Genomic DNA, 24,118 nt, shown 5'->3' on the forward strand with positions numbered 1-24,118 from the left:
AGCGGGGGTCCAAGCCTGCATACAATCGGGCCACTTTTTGCATTTTTGCCCTCTCGGAGCGTACCCGATGGAATTACTCTGCCCGGCAGGCAGCCTGCCGGCACTGAAGACAGCCGTGGATAACGGGGCCGATGCCGTCTATATCGGTTTCAAGGATGACACCAATGCCCGCCACTTCGCCGGGCTCAACTTCACGGACAGCAAGCTGGAAAGAGCGGTGGACTATGTGCATCGGCACGGCCGCAAGCTGCACATCGCCATCAACACCTTCGCCCACCCGGGCTCGGATGCCAGATGGAAGCAGGCGGTGGACAGAGGGGTGGCGCTCGGTGCCGATGCCCTCATCATCGCCGATCTCGCCGTGCTGGATTACGCCAGCCGCCACCATCCCGACATGGAGCTCCATGTCTCGGTCCAGGCCAGCGCCACCAACGCTGCCGCCATCCGCTTCTACCAGCAGCACTTCAACGTCGGCCGGGTGGTGCTGCCACGGGTGCTCTCCATGCACCAGGTCAGGCAGCTGGCCCGCGAGACCGATGTCGGCCTCGAGGTGTTCGCCTTCGGCAGCCTCTGCATCATGGCGGAGGGGCGCTGCTATCTCTCCTCCTACATGACGGGCGAGAGCCCCAATACCGTGGGCGCCTGCTCCCCCGCCAAGTTCGTACGCTGGGAAGAGACCCCCCGCGGTCTCGAATCCCGTCTCAACGAGGTGCTGATCGATCGCTACGGCCCGGGGGAAAACGCCGGCTACCCGACCCTGTGCAAGGGGCGTTTCGAGGTGGATGGCCAGACCTACCACGCCCTGGAGGAGCCTACCAGCCTCAACACCCTCGGCCTCTTGCCCGAGCTGTTCCAGACCGGGATCCAGTCGGTCAAGATCGAGGGCCGCCAGCGCAGCCCCGCCTATGTCGAACAGGTGACCCGGGTCTGGCGCGCCGCCATCGACGCCTATCAGGCCAACCCCGACGCCTACAGCGTCAAGAGCGAGTGGGATGCCCAGCTTGCCCGCGTCTCCGAGGGAAGCCAGACCACCCTCGGCGCCTATCATCGCCAGTGGCAATAAAAGGAGCACATCATGCAATTCTCTCTCGGGCCCCTGCTCTTCTACTGGCCCAAGGCCGATACCCAGGCCTTCTATGAGGCCGCGGCGCAGAGCCAGGCCGACATCATCTATCTGGGCGAGACGGTGTGCAGCAAGCGCCGCGAACTGAAAGGGGATGACTGGATTGCCCTGGCCCGCCAGGTGGCGAGCTCGGGCAAGCAGGCCGTGCTCTCCACCCTGGCGCTGATCTCGGCGCCGTCTGAGCTCAAGGAGGTCAAGCGGCTGGTCGACAACGGCGATCTCATGGTCGAGGCCAACGATCTCGGCGCCGTTCAGCTCGCCTGGGAGGCGGGGCTGCCCTTCGTGTGCGGCCCGGCCATCAACGCCTACAATGCCGAGGTGCTGTGCATGCTGCTCAAGCAGGGGATGCGGCGCTGGGTGATGCCGGTGGAGCTCTCCCGTGACTGGCTGGTACAGCTCAGCCAGGATCTGGGGGCGGCCCGCCAGCAGTTCGAGGTGGAGGTGTTCGCTTACGGCCACCTGCCGCTCGCCTATTCGGCGCGCTGTTTCACCGCCCGCTCCCTCGACAAGCCCAAGGACAACTGCGAGCTCGCCTGCATCCACTACCCCACAGGGCGCCTCGCCAGCAGCCGCGAGGGGCAGAAGGTGTTCAATCTCAACGGTATCCAGACCCAGTCCGGCTACTGCTACAACCTCGGCAACGAGCTCGAAGGCATGGCGGGAGTGGTGGATGTGGTGCGCCTCTCCCCCGAAGGGATGGAGACACTCGACATGCTGGCCCGTTTCAAGGCCAACCAGCAGGGTCAGGCCCCCCTCCCCCTGCAGCAGGAGCGGGACTGCAACGGTTACTGGCGGCAGATCCCCGGCATGAGCCTGGTGGAATAACGGCACAACCTGCGTCACAGACAGCAAAAAGGCCTCATCAAGAGGCCTTTTTCACTGGGGGCGGATGCCCTTCTCACGCTTTGCTGTTTTTGCCCTGGGCACCCGGCGGCAAGGGCTTGCGCGCCATCAGCTCCAGCTCGAGCAGGGCATAGCGATGCTCGATGAAGTCATAGACGTTGTTGGCCAGCGCCAGCTTGAAGTAGCTGATGGCTTCCTTGCGGTTGCCCTTGGCCAGCTCGAACTTGCCGAGGTAGAAGTAGGTTTCGCACAGGCGCTCGGCGAGCTCCCGGTTGTCCTTCACCCCTTTCACCACGTTGCCCATCAGCTGGGTGGCGTTGATCTCGCCGGTATAGAGGCGGACCAGATCCCAGTTCCAGGCGTCGTCGTCATACTTGTTCAGCCGCTCGCGCATCCGGCTCATGGCCGCCGGCCCGTTGAGCTTCTGCTCGGCCAGATAGAGCCAGATCACCCGGTAGGGATCTTCCGGCTGCGCCTCGTAGAAACGCTTCATGTCGGCGGTGGCCAGCTCGGGCCTGTTGCCGTAATAGAGCGCTATGCCACGGTTGAGGTAGGCGTAATCGTAATCCGGGGCGAGCTCGAGTGCCGAATCGAATGCCTCATAGGCCTCGTCATAGTTCTGTTGCTGAACCAGATAGACACCGATGAAGTTGTAAGCCTCGGCAAAGTCGGGCTTCTCCCGCAGGGCGCGGTTGAAGTCGAGCCGAGCGAGGGAACGAAGGCCAACCCGGTCAAACACCACGGCACGCTCATAGAAGAGTTCGGCGCGCTGTTCGGTCGTCAATTCCATTTCACTGAGCATCTGCCCGAGTCGCGCCAAGGCCAACTCGCTCTGGTAGGAGACCTGCAAGGGGGTCGCCAATACCAATGAAGCGGGTTGCGGCTTGGGAACTTGAGGCGCTGTAACCTGACTGCTACTGCTGCATCCCCACATGGGGAGCAACAACAGGATACCGGTGAGGTATCCAATCCCTATCCTGACGTTCAATGAACACTCCGACGCTTACGCTTGACCCCGCATATGGTAAAGGTCAACCGGCCTTTTGTCATGTGGCGCAACCCCTATCCCTCAAATAAATCAGGATTCGACAGGGTATCCGGCATCACGCCAACCACGAAAGCCTCCATCGACGCTGACCACCCGGGAATACCCCATCTTCCGCAGGTTGTCCGCCGCCAGGATGGAGCGAAATCCCCCACCACAATAGAGGTAGAGCTCGGTGTCGGGATCGGGAAAACGGGTCTCGATGTCCCGCTCCATCACCCCGCGGCCCAGGTGTTCGGCCCCCGGCAGGTGCCCGGTCGCCCACTCGTTATCTTCCCGCACATCGATCAGGTGAAAAGCACGGCCTTCTTCCTGCCAGCGCCTGATCTGGTGCACGTCGGTTTCCCGTATCTGCGGGCGAATGGCCTCTACCAGGGCCAGAAAACGGGGATTGTGTTGCATGGCTTGCTCCTTGCGTTAATGAGGATGGGGGCTGGGGAGCATAATGACTCAGCCGCGCCCCAAGAGAAAGGGCGCCTTGTGGCGCCCTTGTCTGTTACGGCAGGATCTCTTGCTGATCCGCCCCTTCTTTTTCCACCTGGGTCGGCAGCATGTGCTCTCGCTTGACCCCGAAGAACATGGCAGAGGCACTCGCCACATAGATGGAGGAGTAGGTCCCGAAGGCCACCCCTATCACCATGGCGATGGCAAAACCGTGGATCAGCGGGCCACCCTTGAGCAGCAGCGCCACCACCACCACGAAGGTCAACCCCGAGGTGATGATGGTCCGGCTCAGGGTCTCGGTCATGGAGAGATCCATGATCTCGGCGGTATCCCCCCGACGCACCTTGCGGAAATTCTCCCGCACCCGGTCGAACACCACTATGGTGTCGTTCAGGGAGTAGCCCACCAGGGTCATCAGCGCCGCCAGCACGGTCAGGTCGAACTCGTACTGGAAGTAGGCGAAGATGCCGAGGGTGATGATGACGTCGTGGGCCAGGGAGAGGATCCCCCCCATGGCCAGACGCCACTCGAACCGCACCGCCACGTAGGCCAGGATACAGAGGATGGAGGCCAGCATGGCCAGGGCACCGTCTGTCGCCAGCTCGTCACCCACCGAAGGACCGACGAACTCGACCCGCTTGAGCACGGCGCCCTCGTCGATCAGCTTGGCGGCTGCCAGTACCTCGTTGCCCTGCTGCTCGACCTTGACCCCCTCTTGGGGGGCCATGCGCACCAGCACGTCGCGGCTGGAGCCGAAGAACTGCAGGGTCGCCCCTTCAATCTTCTGCTCGTCCAGCGCTTCGTGCATCTTGTCCAGGCTCACCGATTGCTGGAACCCCACCTCTATGGTGGTGCCCCCGGTAAAGTCCAGCCCCCAGTTCAGGCCGCGATCGAACAGGCAGAACAGGGCGAGCATCGTCAGCAAGGCAGAGAACACCATTCCCGACTTGGCGAAACGCATGAAGGGAATGGGCTTTTCAAAATGTAGGATCTGAAACATGTCTCTTCCTTAGATCGGCAGCTTGTCGATGCGCCGTCCGCCCCAGGCCAGGTTGATGATGGCGCGGGATACAGTAATGGCCGTAAACATGGAGGCGGTCAGACCTATGCCCAGGGTCAGGGCGAAGCCCTTGATGGCGCCGGTGCCGATGCCAAACAGGATCACACAGGTGATGAGCGAGGTGACGTTCGAGTCGGCGATGGTGGAGAAGGCGCGGTCAAAGCCCATGTGGATGGCCTGCTGCACCCCGCGGCCGTTGCGGATCTCTTCACGAATACGCTCGTAGATCAGCACGTTCGCATCCACCGCCATGCCCAGCGTCAGCACGATACCGGCGATACCCGGCAGGGTCATGGTGGCCCCCGGTATCATCGACATGATGCCGACGATCAGCACCAGGTTCATGGAGAGGGCCAGATTGGCCACCCAACCGAACGCACGGTAGTAGATCCCCATGAACAGCACTATCACCAGCATGGCCCAGCCGATGGCTTCCATCCCGCTGTCGATGTTCTGCTGACCCAGGCTCGGGCCTATGGTGCGCTCTTCGACGATCTGGATGGGGGCTATCAGGGCACCGGCACGCAGCAGCAGCGCCAGGTTGTGGGCTTCGTTGGCGTTGTCGATGCCGGTGATGCGGAACTGGCTGCCAAGGCGCGACTGGATGGTGGCGACGTTGATCACCTCCTCCTGCTTGCGGAACTTGCGCTTGCCGTCCGGACCGGGTTGACCCACCGGCTTGTACTCGATGAAGACGGTGGCCATGCCCTTACCGACGTTGTCCTTGGTAAAGTTGGCCATCTTGTTGCCACCCTGGCCATCGAGCTTGATGTTGACCTGGGGACGGCTGTATTCATCGAAACCGGACTGGGCACCCACTATGTGGTCACCGGTCAGGATCACGCGCTTTTGCAGCACCACGGGACGACCGTTGCGATCGTTGTAGACCTTGGAGCTCGGCGGCACCCGGCCTGCAGCAGCGGCCTGGATGTCGGCGGCCTCATCGACCATGTGGAACTCCAGGGTCGCGGTGGCCCCCAGGATCTCCTTGGCACGGGCGGTGTCCTGGATACCGGGCAATTCCACCACGATGCGCTCGGCACCCTGCTGTTGTACCAGCGGCTCGGCCACACCCAGCTCGTTCACCCGGTTGCGGATGATGGTGATGTTCTGCTCGAGGGCGTACTTCTTCACTTCCTTGATCTTGGCTTCACTCAAGCCGGCCAGCAGGATGAAGTCATCCCCTTTCTGCTCGGTGGTGAAGGTGAGATCCGGATTCTGCCGACGCAGGAAAGAGGCCGCCTTGGCCTGATCGGCCTCCTCGCGGAACACCACCTGCACCTGATCACCCACCCGGCGCACGCCGGAGTAACGGATCTTCTGGGTGCGCAGCTCGGAGCGGAAATCCTGCACCATCTGCTCTTGCTGCTTGGTCAGCGCCTCGGCCATGTCCACTTCCATCAGGAAGTGCACACCACCGCGCAGGTCCAGACCCAGCTTGAGGGGAGCGGCGCCGATGGCTTCGAGCCAGGCAGGGGTGGAAGGTGCCAGGTTGAGGGCAGTGATGAAGTTGTCGCCCAGCTTGTTGGCGACGATGTCACGTGCCTTGAGCTGGTCTTCGGTATTGGTGAACCGGATCAGGATGAAACCGTGTTCGAACGCAGCATGTTTGACCGGGATCTGAGCCGCGTCGAGCGTCTCCTTCACCTGATCGAGCGTCTCTAGTTTGACTTCGGCACCACGGCTGGCAGATACCTGCAAGGCCGGGTCTTCGCCGTAAAGATTGGGGGCTGCATATAGAAAACCGATGGCGATCACGACGATCACCATCAGGTATTTCCACAGCGGATAGCGATTTAACACGCTGTGCTCCTCGGGAGATTAAAGGGACTGGATAGAACCCTTGGGCAGAACGGCAGAGACGAAATCACGCTTGATGGTGACCTGGGTCTGATCGTTCAGGGCCAGCACTATGTAGTCGCTATCGGCGGAGACCTTGGCGATCTTGCCGACCAGGCCACCTGAGGTGAGCACTTCGTCACCCTTGGCCAGGGAGCTCATCAGATCGCGATGAGTCTTGGCGCGCTTGGCCTGGGGACGGTAGATCATGAAATAGAAGATGAGGCCAAACACGGCCAGCATGATGATCATTTCCATGCCACCACCCTGTGCACCCGGAGCTGCGCCTTCTGCATACGCCTTGGAGATAATGCTCATTTAACAACCTCTTATTGATGTAGATTTGAAAACTAACTTATATGTCGTTGTTATTTCACGTCATTTTCAGTTAACGGAGGCACGGGCTTCCCTTGCCGACGGTAAAACTCAGTTACAAAGTCGTCTAATTTACCCTGCTCGATCGCGTCCCGCAAACCCTGCATCACACGCTGGTAATAACGCAGGTTATGAATGGTATTCAGACGGGCACCGAGGATCTCGTTGCACTTGTCCAGATGGTACAGATAGCTGCGGGTGTAGTTCTTGCAGGTGTAGCAGTCGCAGTCCGCATCCAGGGTGCTGGTGTCCTCGCGATACTTGGCGTTGCGGATCTTGACCACGCCGTCCGTGGTGAACAGATGGCCGTTGCGGGCGTTGCGGGTCGGCATCACGCAATCGAACATGTCGATGCCGCGGCGCACCCCTTCCACCAGATCTTCGGGCTTGCCCACCCCCATCAGGTAACGCGGCTTGTCGGCCGGGATCTTCGGGCAGACGTGATCCAGGATGCGATGCATGTCTTCCTTGGGCTCACCCACCGCCAGACCGCCGACCGCATAGCCGTCGAAGCCTATTTCCAGCAGACCGTCCAGGGAGACATCCCGCAGCGGCTCGTAGACGGAGCCCTGGATGATGCCGAACAGGGCGTTCTTGTTGCCAAGGGCATCGAACTTCTCGCGGGAGCGCTTGGCCCAGCGCAGGGACATCTCCATGGACTTGCGCGCCTCTTCGTAGGTCGCCGGATAGGGCGTGCACTCGTCGAAGATCATCACGATGTCGGAGCCCAGATCGTACTGGATCTCCATGGATTTCTCGGGGTCGAGGAAGATCTTCTCGCCGTTGATGGGATGACGGAAGTGCACCCCCTCCTCGGTGATCTTGCGAATGTGACCCAGGCTGAACACCTGGAAACCACCGGAGTCGGTCAGGATGGGGCCCTGCCAGTTCATGAAGTCATGCAGATCCCCGTGGGCGCGCATCACTGCCTGACCCGGCCGCAGCCAGAGGTGGAAGGTGTTGCCAAGCAGGATCTGGGCGCCGGTCTCGCGCACTTCTTCCGGGGTCATCCCCTTGACGGTGCCGTAGGTACCGACCGGCATGAAGGCCGGGGTCTGGACCACACCGCGCTCGAATACCAGCTGACCGCGACGGGCGCGACCATCTGTGGTTTTCAGTTCAAATTTCATTGCTACCTCTATTCAGTCAGAGAAACAGTCTGACAACGGAGGGCCCCATGGGCCCGATACAAGAAACCGGCCAGGATCCTGACAAGGCCTCCCTGAACGGCTTCTGAAGGCTAAGGCTTATGCCTCGACCCGGCGACGGGTGACAAACATGGCGTCCCCGTAGCTGAAGAAACGGTACTGCTCTTCCACTGCAGCCTGATAGGCCGCCATCACGTTGTCATAGCCCGCGAAGGCGCTGACCAGCATGATCAGGGTGGATTCGGGCAGGTGGAAGTTGGTGACCATGGCATCGACCACCTGGAACTGGTAACCCGGGAAGATGAAGATGTCGGTGTCGCTGAAAAACGGCGCCAGCGGCTTGCCCTGGGCCAGGGTCACCTTGGCTGCGCTCTCGAGGGATCGCACCGAGGTGGTCCCCACCGCAATCACCCGGCCACCGCGGGCGCGGGTCGCGGCGATGGCGTCCACCACCTCCTGGGGCACTTCTGCGTATTCGGAGTGCATGTGGTGATCTTCAATCTTCTCCACCCGCACCGGCTGGAAGGTACCCGCCCCCACGTGCAGGGTCACGAAAGCCGTTTCCACGCCCTTGGCCCGGATCTTCTCGAGCAGCGGCTCGTCGAAGTGCAACCCGGCGGTCGGCGCCGCCACGGCGCCCGGCTTCTGGTTGTAGACGGTCTGGTAACGCTCCTTGTCGGCATCCTCGTCGGGACGGTCGATATAGGGGGGCAGCGGCATGTGGCCGATGGCCTCCAGGATCTCCAGCACCGGGCGCGGGTCCAGGAAGTGGATCTCGAACAGGGCATCGTGGCGGGCGCGCATCTCGGCATCCACTTTTTCGCCATTCGGGCCGCCATCCAGGATGAGGCGGGTGCCGGGCTTGGGGGACTTGGAGGAGCGGACATGGGCCAGCACGCTGTGCTCGTCCAGGATGCGCTCCACCAGCACTTCCAGCTTGCCGCCGCTGGCCTTCTGGCCAAACATGCGTGCCGGAATGACCCGGGTGTTGTTGAACACCAGCAGGTCGCCCGGGTTGAGCTGGTCCAGCACATCCACAAATTGACCGTGGCGCAGGGCGCCGCTTTGACCATCGAGCTGCAACAGGCGGCTGGCGGTGCGCTCTGCCATCGGATAGCGGGCAATCAGCTCGTCTGGCAGATCAAAATGAAAATCGGATACTTGCATCTTTCACCTCGGGGGAATCGGCGGCTAGTCTAGTTATCCCCCTCTGCCAAGGCAACCCAAAAGACCAAAAACCCAAGGCCGGCAAGGGATAGCGCTCTTTTTGCGAGCCTTGGGGGCCCATGACGTGCCGACACGGGCACTTGGACGCCAATTTGCACCCCGCCGTGCCAACAACCTGGGTTAATGATTCTTTAATGATCTGTATTGACCCTGATCAGGTTCCAAGGCCAGGAGCTGAGCTAGGGTGAGATCAGAGACACAAGGAGGCCCACCATGATGACCCTGACTGAAATCATGACCGAACACCCCTTCACCCTGGGGCCGCAGAACAGCGTCAAGCAGGCGATGGAGCTGATGCAGCAGGAGCAGATCCGCCACATCCCCATCGTCGACGAGCACCTGCATCTGCTGGGGCTGGTCACCCTCTCCGACATCCTGGCAACCCGCGACTCCAAGCTGCTGCTCATCAATCCGGAGCGGGAGGCGGAGTTCACCGACAGCGTCCAGCTCGACGAGATCATGACCCGCCAGGTGGCGAGCGTGGATCCCCACGCCGGCATCAAGGAGGCGGCCCTCTACCTGCAGCGCCACAAATATGGCTGCCTGCCGGTGGTGCGGGGACGCAAGCTGGTGGGCATAGTCACGGAGTCGGACTTCATCACTGTCGCCATCAATCTGCTGGAACTGATGGAGGAGCAGGAGCCGCCCGCTGATTTCTGATCACAAAAAACTGTAATAAAATTACAATAAAAGCGTTTTCAGCCTGATTAATCGGCTAAATAGCTGAAACACTTTCAGTTTGACTGAAAAATTACACCACAAACTTGCTTTGTGATCTCCATCACACTATGATGCCGTCCATGCAATGGTTGCCGAAGAGGAGATGAGGATTGTGCACCCGATGTCTTCTCTTCATATGTCTGCAAGTTTGCACACCCCGTAGTTAGTCTTTGCTGTAAAGCATTTTTATATCGCCATTCCTTGTTTGATGACCCGGCCCTGTCTGTGCGACGGCGCCGGGATTTTTTTTGCCCGTCTCTCACCCCCTCCCCCTCAGTCCCGACACGTCTTCAGTACGCCTCTCATCACCTCCGGCATAAAACAAGTTGCCATCCGGGACTTGAAAATGTGACATGGAGGACAGAAATTGAACTTCGACAATGAGTTATCTCTGAAGGCCTGAGATATTCATATTAGGTACAGTTGCGATGGGCTATCTAATAAGTAGATTTAAGTGATTCAAAATTGTGGCTTTGACCGATTAGAGAAAAGCCCTATGATGCCTCCATCGAAAGTTAAGCGCCTCGCCTGGCCAAGCACTTCACGACCAGACGGGCATATGTACATCACCAAGGAGCAAATACATGTCTACCTATATCAACACCGAAATCAAGCCGTTCAACGCTACCGCCTACCACAATGGCAAATTCGTTCAGGTGTCTGACGCTGACCTGAAAGGCAAGTGGTCCGTGGTCTTCTTCTACCCGGCTGACTTCACCTTCGTTTGCCCGACCGAGCTGGGCGATCTGGCTGACAACTACGCTTCCTTCAAGAAGCTGGGCGTCGAGATCTACGCCGTCTCCACCGACACCCACTTCACTCACAAGGCCTGGCACGACACTTCTGACACCATCAAGAAGATCCAGTACCCGATGATCGGCGACCCGACCGGCACCATCACCCGCAACTTCGGCGTGATGATCGAAGAAGCTGGCCTGGCTGACCGCGGTACCTTCGTCATCGACCCGAACGGTGTTATCCAGATCGTTGAAATCAACGCCGGCGGTATTGGCCGTGACGCTCTGGAGCTGCTGCGCAAGGTCAAGGCTGCCCAGTACGTTGCCGCTCACCCGGGTGAAGTGTGCCCGGCCAAATGGCAAGAAGGCGATGCCACCCTGGCCCCGTCCCTGGATCTGGTAGGCAAAATCTAAGCCTCCTGCTCTCCAAGACCGGCCCACTCAAGGGCCGGTCTGCTTTCTGGCCCAGCGCTTCCTGCATTCACTGTTTTTTGCATCCAGTGCTTTCTGTATTCATTAATAGTGCCGACCGCCATAACAAGAAGGAATTCGACCATGTTAGATACCAACCTCAAACAACAACTCAACGGTTACTTGCAGTACATCGTCAATCCCATCGAGATCAGCGTGTCCGGCAATGACAGCGACAAATCCGCAGAGCTCCTGGCATTGGCCAACGAGATAGCAGAGATGTCCCCCAAGATTTCCATGACCGATGGCACAGCCGCCCGCAAGCCTTCCATGAGCGTGGCGCCACAAGGCCAGGCACCGCGCGTGCATTTTGCCGGCATCCCCATGGGTCATGAATTTACCTCCCTGGTGCTCGCCCTGCTGCAAAGCGGCGGCCACCCCTCCAAGGCCGATCCGGCCGTGCTGGAGCAGGTGAAAAACCTCAAGGGCGAGTTCCACTTCGAGACCTATATCTCCCTCTCCTGCCACAACTGCCCGGACGTGGTACAGGCCCTGAACCTGATGGCCACCCTGAACCCCGGCATCACCCACACCATGATCGACGGTGCCCTGTTCCAGGACGAGGTGAACGAGCGTCAGATCATGGCGGTCCCGAACGTCTACCTGAACGGTCAGCCGTTCAGCCAGGGCCGAACCTCGCTCGAAGAGATCGTCGCCAAACTCGACACCGGCGCGGCAGAGCGCAAGGCGCAAGAGCTGAGCGAAAAGGCACCCTATGACGTGCTGGTAGTGGGCGGTGGCCCGGCTGGCGCCGCAGCCGCCATCTATGCCGCCCGCAAGGGGATCCGCACCGCCATCGTCGCCGAGCGCTTCGGCGGTCAGGTGATGGACACCGTCGGCATCGAGAACTTCATCTCCGTGCCCTACACCGAGGGCCCCAAGCTGGCCGCGAGCCTGGAGCAGCACGTCAAGCAGTACGGCGTGGAAGTGATCACCGAGCAGCGTGCCGCCGCCATCAGCAAGGATGGCTACGTGAATGTGGATCTCGCCTCCGGTGCCACCTTGAAGAGCCGCGCCGTGATCCTGGCGACCGGCGCCCGCTGGCGCGATCTGAACGTGCCGGGGGAGCTCGAATACCGCACCAAGGGCGTGGCTTACTGCCCCCACTGCGACGGCCCCTTCTTCAAGGGCAAGCGGGTGGCGGTGATAGGTGGCGGTAACTCCGGCATCGAGGCGGCCATCGATCTCGCCGGCATCGTCGAGCACGTCACCGTGGTGGAGTTCGCCGATACCCTGCGCGCCGACGAGGTGCTGCAGAAGAAGGCTCGCTCCATGGGCAACATCGACATCATCATGAGTGCCCGCACCACCGAAGTGATCGGTGACGGCAGCAAGGTGGTGGGCATGGACTACGAGGATCGCACCACAGGCGAGATCAAGCACCTGGCGGTGGCCGGCATCTTCGTGCAGATAGGTCTGGTCCCGAACACCGAGTTCCTCAAGGGGAGCGAAGTCGCCCTGACCCGCTTCGGCGAAATCGAGATCGACACCAAGGGGGCCACTTCCCTGCCCGGCGTCTACGCCGCAGGGGATGCCACTACGGTGCCGTTCAAGCAGATCATCATCTCCATGGGCGCCGGTGCCACCGCAGCCCTGGGGGCCTTCGATTACCTCATCCGCAATGCGGCGCCGGAAGCCGCTGCGGCCAAGAGCGAGGCCGTGACCGCCTGACGGGCTCATCGCCCGACAAAAAGCCGACTCCCTGGAGTCGGCTTTTTTATGCGCGTCTTCGGGCTGGCTGCCTCAGCGAACCTGCGGCTCCTCCGTTCCCTCCACGTCCTCTACTTCGGGCGCGGCATAGCTCGCGGGCACCGCCTCCCCTTCCAGATCCGTTCTCGGCTCCAGCTCCGCCGTCATGGGGGTATTGGGCGGCACCGGCATGAACACCTGATGCTCGGCCAGGGGAATGGGGGCCCGCTGCCGCCGGCGCCAGCCCAGATAGCCCGCCAGCAGGGCGCCGCACAGGGCGAAATAGACGAACAGCCCCTCTGGCCCGAACTGCAACATGACGAAGGGCGCCAGCAGCGGCCCTATCATGGCCCCCAGGCTGTAAGCGAGCAGCAGCCCCTGGTTGGCCCCCAGCACCTGATCCGGGCGCAACTCGTCGCAGGCGTGGCTGAGGCTCAAGGGGTAGATGGAGAACGCCATGCCCCCCAGCAGGAACACCAGGACACCCGCGATCGGCTCGCGCCACGTCCCGGGCAGCAGCACCATCAGCAGGGCGAGCAGGGTCAGCGCCCCGCACAGCAGCAGGATCACCAGCCGCCTGTCATAGCGGTCGGACATCCGCCCTATGGGGTATTGCAGGCACATGCCCCCCAGGATCACCAGCGCCATCATGTCCGCCACCCGGGAGAGCGAGGCGCCGCTGTCGGTAAAGTAGAGCGGCAACAGGCCATAGATGGCCCCGAGGATGAGGCCCGAGGTGAAGCTGCTGCCCATGCCCGCCGGGGTGAGCCGGACAAGCTCCAGCACCCCCACCGGCTGGGGCGCCACCATGGCAGGGGTGGCCACCCGGGAGAGGGCGAGCGGCACCACGGAGAGGGTGGCGGCCATGGCGCACAGGGCGAAGGGGGTCAATGCCATGGGATCCACCCATTTGAGCAGCAACTGGCCCAGGGCGAGAGAACCGTAGAGCAGGATCATGTAGAGGGACATCAACCGGCCCCGGTTCGCCGGGGTGCTTGAGACCAGCATCCAGGACTCCAGCACCACGAACAGGCCGCCGGTGGCAAAGCCCCCCAGCAGCCGCAGCGCCGCCCAGGTGACGGGCTCCACCACCATGCCGTGCAGCAGGAACAGGAAACAGAGCAGGGAGGCATAGGCCGCATAGGCCCGGATATGACCCACCCGTATGATGAGACGGGCATTGATGAAGGCCCCCAGCACCAGGCCGCCGAAATAGGCGGCCGACACCAGGCCGATGGCCTGCACCGACACCTGTTCGGCCGAGAGGCGCACCGTCAGCAGGGTATTGAACATGCCGTGGCCCAGAATGAAGATCACCAGACTGGTCAGGGGTGACAGCAACCTTGTGAGTGTCATGACGCCTCCTCGTGACGAAAAGATCATGGTAGCGTCTGTTTCTTGCCCGGTTCAACCCAATAGTCCCGGCCCTCCCGGGCTATTCTTAACGGGATCCCATCAAGGAGGTCGTCAAGATGAGACTCATGCTGTTGTTGGCAGCCCTGCTCTTCGCCGGGAGCGCCATCGCCTTCCACTGCCCCATGGACATGAAGAAGATTGATGATGCCCTGGCCACGAACCCCGCCCTCAGTGCCGAGAAACTGGCCGAGGTGAAGCAGCTCAGGGCCGAAGGAGAGACCCTGCATAACGCGGGCAAGCATCAGGAATCCGTCGATACCCTGGCCAAGGCCATGGCCATCCTGGGCATCGATCAAGGCTGACACTGCCCATGCCCCGCGCGACTGTCTGCTTCGCACCGCCCGGATGCGACAGGCCGCCCAGATGAAACAAGGCCCTCGCCATCACTGGCGGGGGCCTTTTCACTGCGGGTTTTTAGCGCTTGCCGGGGCTAAACCCGGCCACTGTAGACCAGGGTGCAATAGTTGAAGGCTATCTTGCCGTGAACGGCATGACGTGCAAACTCGCGGCGGATGAGGGCCGTCATCTGCTCATGGGCCGGGGTGCCGACGACGGGGGCATAGGAGGAGGAGTTGAGCCGCCCCAGCACGCCGTCCAGATCGAACAGCTGGCGGTTTTCAAAGCGATCGAGCCGGTACTCTCCCTCGAAGAAGGCACTAAAGTCCTGCTCGCTTAGGTTGCGATGATTGACCTCCTCGTAATCCCCCGAATAGGCGTGCAACCCCTCCTCATAGGCCTTGAGAAACGGGGTGTCGGTCAGCCTGTCATTCCAGATGAGGGCGACCCGGCCACCGGGTCTGAGCAGACGCTGGCACTCCTGCCGAAAGGCGGCGCGATCGAACCAGTGAAACGCCTGGGCGACCGTCACCAGATCCACCGAGCCCGTCGGCAGGCCGGTGGCCTCCGCACTGCCGTGGGACCAGCCGATGTTGCCCACCTCCGCCAGCAGCCGCCTGGCGGCGGCGCGCATCTCGTCATTGGGCTCCACCGCCCAGACCCGCGCCACCCGGGGCGCGAGCAGGGCAGTCAGAATGCCGGTGCCCGCCCCTATGTCGGCCACCTGGGCCTTGGGCCCCATGGCAAGCTCGTCAGCCAGAAAGTCCAGCATGGCCGCCGGATAACCGGGGCGGTACTTCACATAAGCCTCGACCCGGGTCGAGAATCGCTGGGTACTGTCCATCGCGCACACATCTCCTGTCATTGGCGGGGCATCCGGTCGCCCAGCCTGTCGCTCTGTCCGCCAAACCGGGCGGCCCGGATCCCTATGCCACTACACTTGACGACATCATGCAACTCCCCGGCTGGCAACAGAGGGCGCCAGGTAGCAACCACTGGGGCAAGAGAGAGGGAGGGGCACAGGATGACAGCAACCAACAGGAGCCACGAGATGATGACAGCCGCAAAGAACAGGATCTGCCTCTGGTATGACGGGGATGCCGAGGAGGCGGCACGGTTTTACGCAAGCCTCTTCCCCGACTCCGCGGTCGACGCCGTGCACCGGGCCCCTGCCGACTACCCCGCCGGCAAGAAAGGGGACGTGCTGACGGTCGAGTTCAGGGTGATGGGGATCCCCTGCCTCGGGCTCAACGGCGGCCCCGGGGTCAGCCACAGCTGGGCCTTCTCGTTCCAGGTGGCCACCCAGACCCAGGCCGAGACGGATCGCTACTGGCACGCCATCATCGATAATGGCGGTCAGGCGAGCGAATGCGGCTGGTGCCAGGACAAGTGGGGCATCTCCTGGCAGCTCACCCCCCTGGCCCTCACCGAGGCGATCACGGATCCCGACCCCGAGGCAGCGAGACGCGCCTTCGAGGCCATGATGCAGATGGGCAAGATAGATATCGCCGCCATCGAGGCGGCGCGCCGGGGCTGAGCGCCAATTCGGCACCACCGCCATGCCAACGAACAGACCCCGCCAACAGGCGGGGTCTGTTGTCCATGGGAGTCTTGGCGAGAGCGCAGCCCCGGGTGACCTCTCTTCCCTTACTTGGCCATCAGTTCAAAGGGGCAGCGACCGCTCCTGCACCACGCTCTTCATGACGAGGGTCGAGGTGAGTCGCTGGACGCTCGGCAGCGCCGAGAGCTGCTCATCATACAAGCGCTGGAAGGCGGGAAGATCCCGGGTGATGACGTTCAGCAGGTAATCGGGATCGCCGAAGAGACGCTGTGCCTGAATGACCTGGGGGATCGCCACCAGGGCTTGTTCGAAAGTGGCGACGGCCTGGCGATCCCCCTCCCTCAGGGTGACAAAGACGATGGCGGAGAAGTTAAGGCCGAGGTTGCCGGGATCGAGCTGTGCGCGATAGCCCCTGATCACCCCCGCCTCCTCGAGGGCACGCACCCGCCGGTGACAAGGGGAGACACTGAGCCCGATCCGTTCGGCCAGCTCGGTGACGGAGAGACGCCCGTCAGACTGCAACTCGGCAAGGATCCTGCGATCAATTCTGTCCATTTGGAAAATCTTCCCATTTATAGAGCGATATTGGCAAATATCAGGCAGCACATTCTAATCATCGGGGGATATTCTTTTCAATCTTGGAGGAGGATTGGCAGTTTCAACCTCAGTTTCATACCCACACAGGAGAGAAGATGAATCGCGAACCCCTTGACGGTGGCTTCGTTGCGCTGGCCATGAGGGAGTCCCCTGCCCTGCGCCGGCAGGCCAAACATCACGGACGCATCCGCCCATCCACTGACCCGGCCAGGGCCATCAGACGTTGGCTGCTTGCACGCACGGCGACGCCCCCCTTGCAGGAGGTCTCCTCATCATGACACTCGCTCTCTTTGGCGCCTTCTGGGCGGTCTCCATCCTGTTCGTCATCACCCCGGGGGTGGACTGGGCCTATGCGATCTCGGCAGGCATGCGGGGACGAGTGGTGATCCCCGCCGTGACCGGGCTGCTGCTCGGCCACCTGACGGCCATCCTGATCGTGGCCGCCGGGGTGGGTGCCCTGGTGGCCAGCAACCCGCTGGCACTCAGCCTGCTCACCCTCCTGGGGGCGGCCTACCTGCTCTGGCTCGGCATCAACCTGTTACTGCACCCCGCCATGCCGGCAGCGGACAAGGATCAGAGCCCGGGGGCCTGGCACCACTGGACCCTCAAGGGCATCTGCGTGAGTGGCCTCAATCCCAAGGTCTTCCTGCTGTTCCTGGCGCTGCTGCCCCAGTTCACCGATCCCGCCGCCCCCTGGCCGGTGCCGGGACAGATAGTCGCGCTCGGACTGGTCCATGTCGCCAGCTGCGCCATCGTCTACCTGCTGGTGGGGTACGGCGCCCAGGCCATACTCAGCACCCGCCCCCTGGCGGCGCGCAGAGTGAGCCAGCTCTCCGGCGCGGCCATGATCGTCATTGCCATGCTCCTGTTCGTCGATCAGGTCATCCCCTGAATGTCATTCCAACCCCGCGAGAACCCCAACATGAGTGAACACGCCTCCCCATATGGTCAAGACACCCGGACCGTCTCCCGCGTCCGGATCCCTCACCTCCAGCAGATGAAGGTGCTGGGACAGAAGTGGGCCATGCTGACCGCGTACGACATGTATACCGCCGCCATTTTTGAAGAGGCGGGGATCCCGGTGCTGCTGGTGGGAGACTCCGCCTCCAACAACGTCTATGGCAACGAGACCTCGCTCCCGGTCACGGTGGACGAGCTGATCCCGCTGGTTCGGGCCGTGACCCGCACCACCCGCAGTCCGCTGGTGATAGCGGATCTCCCCTTTGGCTCCTATCAGGGCTCGGCCGAGCAGTGTTTTCATACTGCGGTTCGCTTCATGAAGGAAGCCGGGGCCCACGCCGTGAAGCTCGAGGGTGGCAAGCAGATGCTGCCCCAGGTGGAAAAACTGGTGAGCGCTGGTATCCCGGTGATGGCCCACATCGGCTTCACTCCGCAGGCGGAGCATCAACTCGGTGGCTACCGCGTGCAGGGACGCGGCGAGGATGGTCAGCAGCTTGTCGACACCGCCCTCGCCTTCGAAGCCGCCGGCGCCTTCGCCCTGCTCATCGAGATGGTGCCAGCCGAGCTGGCCGAGAAGATCACGGCGGCGGTTGCCATTCCCACAGTAGGCATAGGCGCCGGAGTCCACTGCGATGCCCAGGTGCTGGTCTGGCAAGACATGGCAGGCTTGCGAACCGGGCACCTGCCACGCTTCGTCAAGCAGTACGCCGACATGCGCACCCTGCTGCACCAGGCGGCGCGCGACTACGCCGCCGATGTCGAGGCGGGCGCCTTCCCCGGCCCAGAGCACAGCTTCTGAGGCCAGGGACGAGCGTCACAAGCACACCCGGGAGAGGGGTGAGAACCACGGATTGAAGATAAAAAAAGACCACCCCTGGGGGTGGTCTTTTTTTGCCTAGGCTAGAATGCCCCCTTCATGTGATCATGTCCATTTAAGTTGGAAACTAGCTGATCAATCGATTCAGTAACTTAGCGACACCACAAGTGACATTTAAGTTGGAAACTCAATAGCAATCCACCACCCGTTTCACGAGCAAACAGGACATTGAAATTAGAAACCGAGCACTGCTTGGCAGTGATACAGCTCGTGAAATTTTATTACAAATAAGGGCGGTCGTTTAACGTAACCGACCCTTATGTACAGTGCTCTTACTGCTCGCCCTGTCGGTTACGACTGGGATGAGTGCTGCTGAATATAGCGGTCAGCCAGCGCCTGCGCCTCTGCCAGTGCTGCTGGTGTTAATTGTTTGGCAGCACGATCGCGGGACTTAACTGCCTTGTCGCCATAACCGCTGGCCACAGCGACCGAGAACCAGGCATATGCCTGTTTGACATCCTGCGGCACCCCTTGGCCATGGTAATACATCACCCCTAGGTTGAATTGCGCTTCGGCATACCCTTGCTCAGCCGCCTTACAGTACCAAACTAAGGCTTGGGCATCGTCCTGCGCCACTCCTTGGCCATTGGCGTACGACACACCAAGGTTGTACTGCGCATCGGCATATCCTTGCTCGGCTGCCTTGCGGTACCAGGCCACGGCCTGGGTATAGTCCCGTGGCATCCCTTGACCAGTGTCGTACGATACACCAAGGTTATACTGCGCACTGGCATTTCCTTGCTCAGCGGCCTTGCGGTACCAGACCACGGCCTGGGCATCGTCCTGTGGCATCCCTTGACCCGCTTCATACATCACGCCAAGGTTGTACTGCGCATCAGTATCCCCTTGCTCGGCGGCCTTGCGAAACCAAGCTGCGGCCTGGGCATAGTCCTGGGATACCCCTTGGCCCTCATCGTACATCATGCCGAGGTTGTACTGCGCAATGGCATGCCCTTGCTCGGCCGCCTTGCGGTACCAGACTATGGCCAGAGCATCATCCTGCTCCATCCCTTGGCCACTGCTATACATCCAGCCGAGCTTGGCCTGCGCCATGGCAGCCCCTTCCTCAGCCATCTCAATGATTACTTCCCGTGCACCATCATTCCCATTTTTGGCCATTTCCCCGAGAGCATTTAGAGCATGGATATTACCTTGCTTTACCATCTTACAGATGGCGTCCAATGCATTGGCATGGCCTTGCTCGGACGCCTTGTGATACCAGACAACCGCCTTTTTGTCATTCTGCCCCCCCCCTCGACCATCATCGTACATTCTGGCAAGGTGGTACTGCGCCTCCGTATGACCTTGCTCGGCCGCTTTGCGGTACCAGGCTGCCGCCTGTTTGTCATTCTGAGCTATCCCTCGGCCATAGGAGTACATCGTACCGAGTAGGAACCGCGCCTCCGCATGACCTTTCTCGGCTGCCTTCCGGTACCAGGCCGCTGCCTGTTTGTCATCCTGTGTAACCCCTCGGCCCGTGGCGTATATTCCGCCGAGTAGAAACTGTGCCTCCACATGAGCTCGCTCGGCCGCTTTGTGATACCAGACCGCCGCCTCCTTGTCATTCTGGGCGATCCCTCGGCCATAGGTGTACATAGTACCGAGTAGGAACCGTGCCTCCACATGGCCTTGCTCGGCCGCCTTGCTGTACCAGGTCACAGCCTGCTGACCATCCTGTGCTACCCCTCGGCCCTCAGAGTACATCCTAGCTAGGTCGCACTGTGCCTCAGCATGGTCTTGCTTGGCTGCCTTGCTGTACCAAGCCACAGCTTGCTCATGATCCTGCGCCACCCCTTCGCCATTGGCGTACATCCCGGCGAGGTTGTACTGCGCCTCTGCATGATCTTGCTCAGCCGCCTTACGGTACCAAGCCACGGCCTGGGTATCGTCCTGCGCCACCCCTTGGCCATTAGCGTACATCACGCCGAGGTTGTTCTGCGCACCAGCATGCCCATGCTCTACCGCCTTGTGGTACCAGACTACCGCTTGTTTATAATCCCTATTAACCCCGTTGCCCTCATCGTACATCCTAGCTAGGTAGTACTGCGCCTCCACATGACCTTGCTCGGCCGCTTTACGGTACCAGGCCCACGCCAGCGTGTGATTCTGAGCTATCCCTCGGCCATTGGTGTACATCATGCCGAGCTTAAATTGAGCTTTTACATGGCCTCGTTCGGCCGCCTCGTGGTACCACGCCGCAGCTTGTTTGTCATCCTGTGCAACCCCTCGGCCAGTGTCGTACATCCAGCCAAGTAGGAACGGCGCCTCCACATGGCCTTGCTCGGCCGCCTTGCTGTACCGGGTCACTGCCTGCTGAAAATCCAGTGCAACCCCTTGGCCAGTGGCATACATTCCACCGAGTTGAAATTGAGCCTCCATATGCCCTTGTTCAGCCATCTCGATAATTATTTTTTGTGCACCATCATTCCCAGCTTTGGCCATTTCGCTAAGAATGTTCAAAGCATGGGTATTACCTTGTTTTACCATCTTATCGATTGCGTTAAACGCCATGGCATTGCCTTGCTCGGCCGCTTTGCGATACCAAAAAATGGCCTGCTCATCATTCTCTTCCACCCCATTACCTCTAAAATACATTTCTGCGAGTCGTAATTGCGCATGCACATGCCCTTGGCTTGCCGCTTTTAGCAGCCAATTGAAAACCCATTGTGCGCGGCTATTTTGTATGGATCTATTATCCCAATACATCATGCCGCGTACATACTGTGCCTCTGCATGGCCTTGCTCAGCCATCACAGTGATGATTTCATGTGCACCCTTATGTCCATTTTTGGCTATATTGCAGAGAGCGCCAAAGGCATGAATATCACCTTGCGTTGCCATCTTAACAATTACTTCCAATGCATCAGCATTACCTTGCATGGCAGCCTTGCAGAACCATGCCAAGGCTTCATGAGCATCTTGTTTCAATCCATGACCAAGACTGTACATCTGGCCGAGACGGTACTGTGCTTTGGCATTTTCTCGCTTGGCTGCCTCGATATACCAAGTCATGGCTTGATCATTATCTTGTGCTACACCTTGGCCAAGTTCGTACATCTCGCCTAGTGCGGACATCGCTTTGGCATATCCCTGGGTGGCCGCTTCGCGATAACAAGCCACTGCTTGCTCATCACTTTGTGCTCCTCCACGGCCATGTTTGTACATCTCGCCAATTTCGAACTGTGCTCCTGCAATCCCTTTACCCGCAGCCTTGCGGTACCAAGCTACGGCTTGCTCATCATCTTGGCTCACCCCTTGGCCAAGACTGTACATCCGGCCTAAAGCGTACTGTGCATCGGCATGACCTTGGTCAGCAGCCTTATGGTACCAAGCCACTGCCTGCTCGTACTCTCGCTTAATATCATCGGCCTGCATAACCATTTTTCCAAAATAGAACCCCATACCGCTATGCCATAGTTCATGCATCTGACCGAGGCGAAACTGCGCATTCGCATATCCATTAAGGGCCGCGTTTCGATACAAATCGTTGGCTTTTTCGTAATTCCTTTCCGGCCCATTTTCGTATATTTCTCCCAATGAAAACTGTGCACTGACACACCCTAAGTCGGCATCTAGCTCTAATTTTTCCAGATCTATGTTCACCTGCAAGCTCCTTGAATATATTTGACACTCGGCAGCACCGTAAATCGGCCTGATGGTTACATCTTAATATCTTTGTATTACGCTGCGCTATAAAAGAGTTGTTAGATCGTAGTGGAATGTTAATGGAGTGCGACCAATATACGTGACTCCCGTCACAAGATGGTCGTGAAATCCTTTTGGTAATGTTCATAGATTGAGTTGACTATGTCACGCCAATGGGCACACCACTCAGAGTTAGATGCAAACTCTAATCCATAAGTTGATTCCATAAGCTTCCGGAGCAGTGGTCCAGGCTGTTGTGATTTCTCACCAACGAACAAAGCACTGAGTGGCAGCCTATGGGCAGCAATGTCGATATGGTATAGCGCACATAGCTCGGCACTAAGCTCTTGGCGGAACTGTGTAAGCTTGGTCTCACTATTTATTCTAATTTTTATTTCAACGTAAGGAGGAAGATCATTTACCAGCCCCACAAATACACTCTGAACTACGGTACTTAAAGTGACCAGCTCACCTCTTTCTGCCGCTCCCTTTAAAATAGAGTGAAGTACATCAGGTTCCAACATCTTCGACCCTCCAGTATGAAATTTAAAAAGCATAGATTCGATGACTTATAAATGTCGCTATTAAAACTCCTATTATCAATGTATATAATCATTTACCAATAAATGTTTACACTTAAATGTTTAACGCAGTCAAATAATATTAATATAAGAAATTAGAATCTTGTTGAGGATTGCAGCTCAATAGATGATTTACGCTAAAAAGCACTTTTCTTGCTATGTGCAGTGTATTAAATATGGCTTTAGTCACAGACTTCTTAGCATAAAATAGAGCTTCGTGCATCACATTCCCCGTCGCTATTATCCAGATTTCTTGTTGCCAGAAGATATTTGGTTTTGCTTGGGCAGAAAGCCGTGCAGCCTCTCTCACCTCAGAGTTTTTATCTGTCAATGCTAACAATAGCAACAATTGAGGGGGTATAGCAGGGTGGTTGATTAAAGCCATTCGAATATCCTTATCTCCAATATAGGGCATCTCGACTCTATTCAGTTTGTTCCGAACCATAGCGGTTAAGAGAGGATTAATGATAAGGGCCTTTTTAACATCATTATCCTCATCACAAGCCAGTTTAAGTAGCACATTGGGCAGCCACAGGGAACCAAAGGAGCCCCTTCCATCATCTAAGGCAAGTTGGAGTAGCACCTCCGCAGACAAAGACGGGTGCTCAGTTAAGGCTTGTCGGACACATTCATCCTCATCACTTGCCAGTTTGAGCAGAACCTGAGTTGGTAAGGCGGGGTTATTGAGGAGAGCTAGGCGAACATGTTTATCCTCATCACAAGCCAGTTCGACCATTTGATTAACAGGCAGTATGGGGTTGACCGCTGCCGCCGTACGGATTACTGGTCTATCGTCAGACGCCAATCTGCCGACAGTGTCTGGCGACATGGAAGGATTGCTTGCCACAGCCATCAAGATCTTCACTTCATCATGGTTCATCAGGCTCAGAACCCGATCAAGCAAATCAGGTGGTGTTGTAGGATTGCAGGCCACGCCCGCTCGAACATCCTCCTCTGCGTCATTGGCTAGCATATCCAATACAGATATAGGTGTAATTGGATTGCAGCTGACACCACGGCGAACATGCTTATCCCTATCACACGCCAACATTGCTAACGCCTCGGGCGGAGCTGATCGGTTTCTGGCCACAGTGACGCGAGTCACTACATTTGTGTGTTCTGCCAGTGCCATAAACGTATCGGGTGGGAGAGCTGGGCAGCTAGATGCAATCCGGCTAACGTCGTCATCATCGTCACCCGCCAGCTCAATCATCACCTCGATAGGAGTCGCGGGATTGAGAGCCAGGTAGTAGCGAACCAACGACTCTTCATCACTCGTCAATGCAACCAACACCGCCGAGGGAGTTGTCGGATCTCGGGCTATATTAGATCGTTCGTAAACAGCGAGCTTACTCAGACAAATCATTCCCACCACCTCATTTTTTGACGTTAATGCTCACACCTATAATCAAACAAAATGAAAT

At 59.2% G+C, this 24,118-nt stretch carries 22 protein-coding genes; 9 read left to right on the plus strand and 13 right to left on the minus strand.

All coding sequences use genetic code 11. The annotated features are described in order from the left end of the window. The first annotated feature begins 67 nt into the window (after positions 1–67). On the plus strand, positions 68–1,063 hold the full coding sequence (gene ubiU / locus HB860_RS09060) for a ubiquinone anaerobic biosynthesis protein UbiU (protein ID WP_139434245.1): 996 nt from the start codon (positions 68–70) through the stop codon (positions 1,061–1,063). 12 nt (positions 1,064–1,075) lie between these two features. Further along, entirely contained in the window at positions 1,076–1,948 is an 873-nt protein-coding gene (locus HB860_RS09065; RefSeq protein ID WP_247626402.1) for a U32 family peptidase, read from the plus strand. A 73-nt stretch (positions 1,949–2,021) separates the two neighbouring features. Here the strand turns inward: HB860_RS09065 and nlpI are convergent, their stop codons facing one another. From nlpI to queA, 7 genes are all read right to left on the minus strand, one after another. Then, entirely contained in the window at positions 2,022–2,954 is a 933-nt protein-coding gene (nlpI, locus tag HB860_RS09070) for a lipoprotein NlpI (RefSeq protein ID WP_307764782.1), read from the minus strand. A gap of 90 nt (positions 2,955–3,044) precedes the next feature. Then, positions 3,045–3,413, minus strand: coding sequence for a rhodanese-like domain-containing protein (locus HB860_RS09075; protein ID WP_139434243.1), 369 nt, complete (start codon positions 3,411–3,413; stop codon positions 3,045–3,047). Between the two features lie 94 nt (positions 3,414–3,507). After that, entirely contained in the window at positions 3,508–4,455 is a 948-nt protein-coding gene (gene secF / locus HB860_RS09080) for a protein translocase subunit SecF (RefSeq protein ID WP_139434242.1), read from the minus strand. A 9-nt stretch (positions 4,456–4,464) separates the two neighbouring features. After that, complete coding sequence (secD, locus tag HB860_RS09085) at positions 4,465–6,318, minus strand: protein translocase subunit SecD (protein WP_247626403.1); 1,854 nt, start codon at positions 6,316–6,318, stop codon at positions 4,465–4,467. A gap of 18 nt (positions 6,319–6,336) precedes the next feature. Beyond that, entirely contained in the window at positions 6,337–6,672 is a 336-nt protein-coding gene (gene yajC / locus HB860_RS09090) for a preprotein translocase subunit YajC (protein WP_041205953.1), read from the minus strand. 50 nt (positions 6,673–6,722) lie between these two features. After that, positions 6,723–7,859 (minus strand): tRNA guanosine(34) transglycosylase Tgt, encoded by a 1,137-nt coding sequence (gene tgt / locus HB860_RS09095; protein WP_247626404.1) that lies wholly within the window; start codon positions 7,857–7,859, stop codon positions 6,723–6,725. A 117-nt stretch (positions 7,860–7,976) separates the two neighbouring features. After that, positions 7,977–9,044, minus strand: coding sequence for a tRNA preQ1(34) S-adenosylmethionine ribosyltransferase-isomerase QueA (gene queA / locus HB860_RS09100; RefSeq protein WP_247626405.1), 1,068 nt, complete (start codon positions 9,042–9,044; stop codon positions 7,977–7,979). Between the two features lie 273 nt (positions 9,045–9,317). Between queA and HB860_RS09105 the strand changes: the two genes are divergently transcribed. From HB860_RS09105 to ahpF, 3 genes are all read left to right on the plus strand, one after another. Continuing rightward, positions 9,318–9,764, plus strand: coding sequence for a CBS domain-containing protein (locus tag HB860_RS09105; protein ID WP_025327254.1), 447 nt, complete (start codon positions 9,318–9,320; stop codon positions 9,762–9,764). Positions 9,765–10,408: 644 nt separating this feature from the next. After that, on the plus strand, positions 10,409–10,975 hold the full coding sequence (gene ahpC / locus HB860_RS09110; protein ID WP_025327255.1) for an alkyl hydroperoxide reductase subunit C: 567 nt from the start codon (positions 10,409–10,411) through the stop codon (positions 10,973–10,975). Between the two features lie 141 nt (positions 10,976–11,116). After that, positions 11,117–12,703: an alkyl hydroperoxide reductase subunit F gene (ahpF, locus tag HB860_RS09115; protein ID WP_025327256.1), complete on the plus strand. Its 1,587-nt coding sequence runs from the start codon at positions 11,117–11,119 to the stop codon at positions 12,701–12,703. A 72-nt stretch (positions 12,704–12,775) separates the two neighbouring features. Here the strand turns inward: ahpF and HB860_RS09120 are convergent, their stop codons facing one another. After that, positions 12,776–14,077 carry an MFS transporter gene (locus HB860_RS09120; protein WP_247626406.1) on the minus strand — a complete coding sequence of 434 codons (1,302 nt, stop codon included), beginning with the start codon at positions 14,075–14,077 and terminating at the stop codon, positions 12,776–12,778. A gap of 116 nt (positions 14,078–14,193) precedes the next feature. Here HB860_RS09120 and HB860_RS09125 point away from each other — a divergent pair, with 116 nt between their 5' ends. Continuing rightward, positions 14,194–14,439 carry a hypothetical protein gene (locus tag HB860_RS09125; protein WP_025327258.1) on the plus strand — a complete coding sequence of 82 codons (246 nt, stop codon included), beginning with the start codon at positions 14,194–14,196 and terminating at the stop codon, positions 14,437–14,439. A 128-nt stretch (positions 14,440–14,567) separates the two neighbouring features. Here HB860_RS09125 and HB860_RS09130 read toward each other — a convergent pair whose 3' ends face one another. Then, on the minus strand, positions 14,568–15,317 hold the full coding sequence (locus HB860_RS09130; protein WP_247626407.1) for a class I SAM-dependent methyltransferase: 750 nt from the start codon (positions 15,315–15,317) through the stop codon (positions 14,568–14,570). Positions 15,318–15,524: 207 nt separating this feature from the next. On the opposite strand from HB860_RS09130, the gene HB860_RS09135 reads away from it, so the two are divergent. Next, positions 15,525–16,010: a VOC family protein gene (locus HB860_RS09135; protein WP_247626408.1), complete on the plus strand. Its 486-nt coding sequence runs from the start codon at positions 15,525–15,527 to the stop codon at positions 16,008–16,010. Positions 16,011–16,136: 126 nt separating this feature from the next. Here HB860_RS09135 and HB860_RS09140 read toward each other — a convergent pair whose 3' ends face one another. Next, the gene (locus HB860_RS09140; RefSeq protein WP_025327261.1) at positions 16,137–16,589 is read right to left on the minus strand and encodes an Lrp/AsnC family transcriptional regulator; all 453 of its coding nucleotides are present in this window, start codon (positions 16,587–16,589) and stop codon (positions 16,137–16,139) included. A gap of 316 nt (positions 16,590–16,905) precedes the next feature. On the opposite strand from HB860_RS09140, the gene HB860_RS09145 reads away from it, so the two are divergent. Both HB860_RS09145 and panB read left to right on the plus strand, forming a co-directional pair. Further along, entirely contained in the window at positions 16,906–17,523 is a 618-nt protein-coding gene (locus tag HB860_RS09145; protein WP_247626409.1) for a LysE family translocator, read from the plus strand. Further along, positions 17,524–18,390: a 3-methyl-2-oxobutanoate hydroxymethyltransferase gene (gene panB / locus HB860_RS09150; protein ID WP_247626410.1), complete on the plus strand. Its 867-nt coding sequence runs from the start codon at positions 17,524–17,526 to the stop codon at positions 18,388–18,390. Positions 18,391–18,759: 369 nt separating this feature from the next. On the opposite strand, the gene HB860_RS09155 is transcribed toward panB, so the two are convergent. From HB860_RS09155 to HB860_RS09165, 3 genes are all read right to left on the minus strand, one after another. Next, complete coding sequence (locus HB860_RS09155; RefSeq protein WP_247626411.1) at positions 18,760–22,071, minus strand: SEL1-like repeat protein; 3,312 nt, start codon at positions 22,069–22,071, stop codon at positions 18,760–18,762. Positions 22,072–22,223: 152 nt separating this feature from the next. Further along, positions 22,224–22,637: a hypothetical protein gene (locus tag HB860_RS09160; protein ID WP_247626412.1), complete on the minus strand. Its 414-nt coding sequence runs from the start codon at positions 22,635–22,637 to the stop codon at positions 22,224–22,226. 139 nt (positions 22,638–22,776) lie between these two features. After that, positions 22,777–24,060: a DUF2336 domain-containing protein gene (locus tag HB860_RS09165; protein ID WP_247626413.1), complete on the minus strand. Its 1,284-nt coding sequence runs from the start codon at positions 24,058–24,060 to the stop codon at positions 22,777–22,779. Positions 24,061–24,118: the final 58 nt, after the last annotated feature.

It is taken from the genome of Aeromonas genomosp. paramedia (genome assembly GCF_023093515.1).
Taxonomy (GTDB): domain Bacteria; phylum Pseudomonadota; class Gammaproteobacteria; order Enterobacterales; family Aeromonadaceae; genus Aeromonas.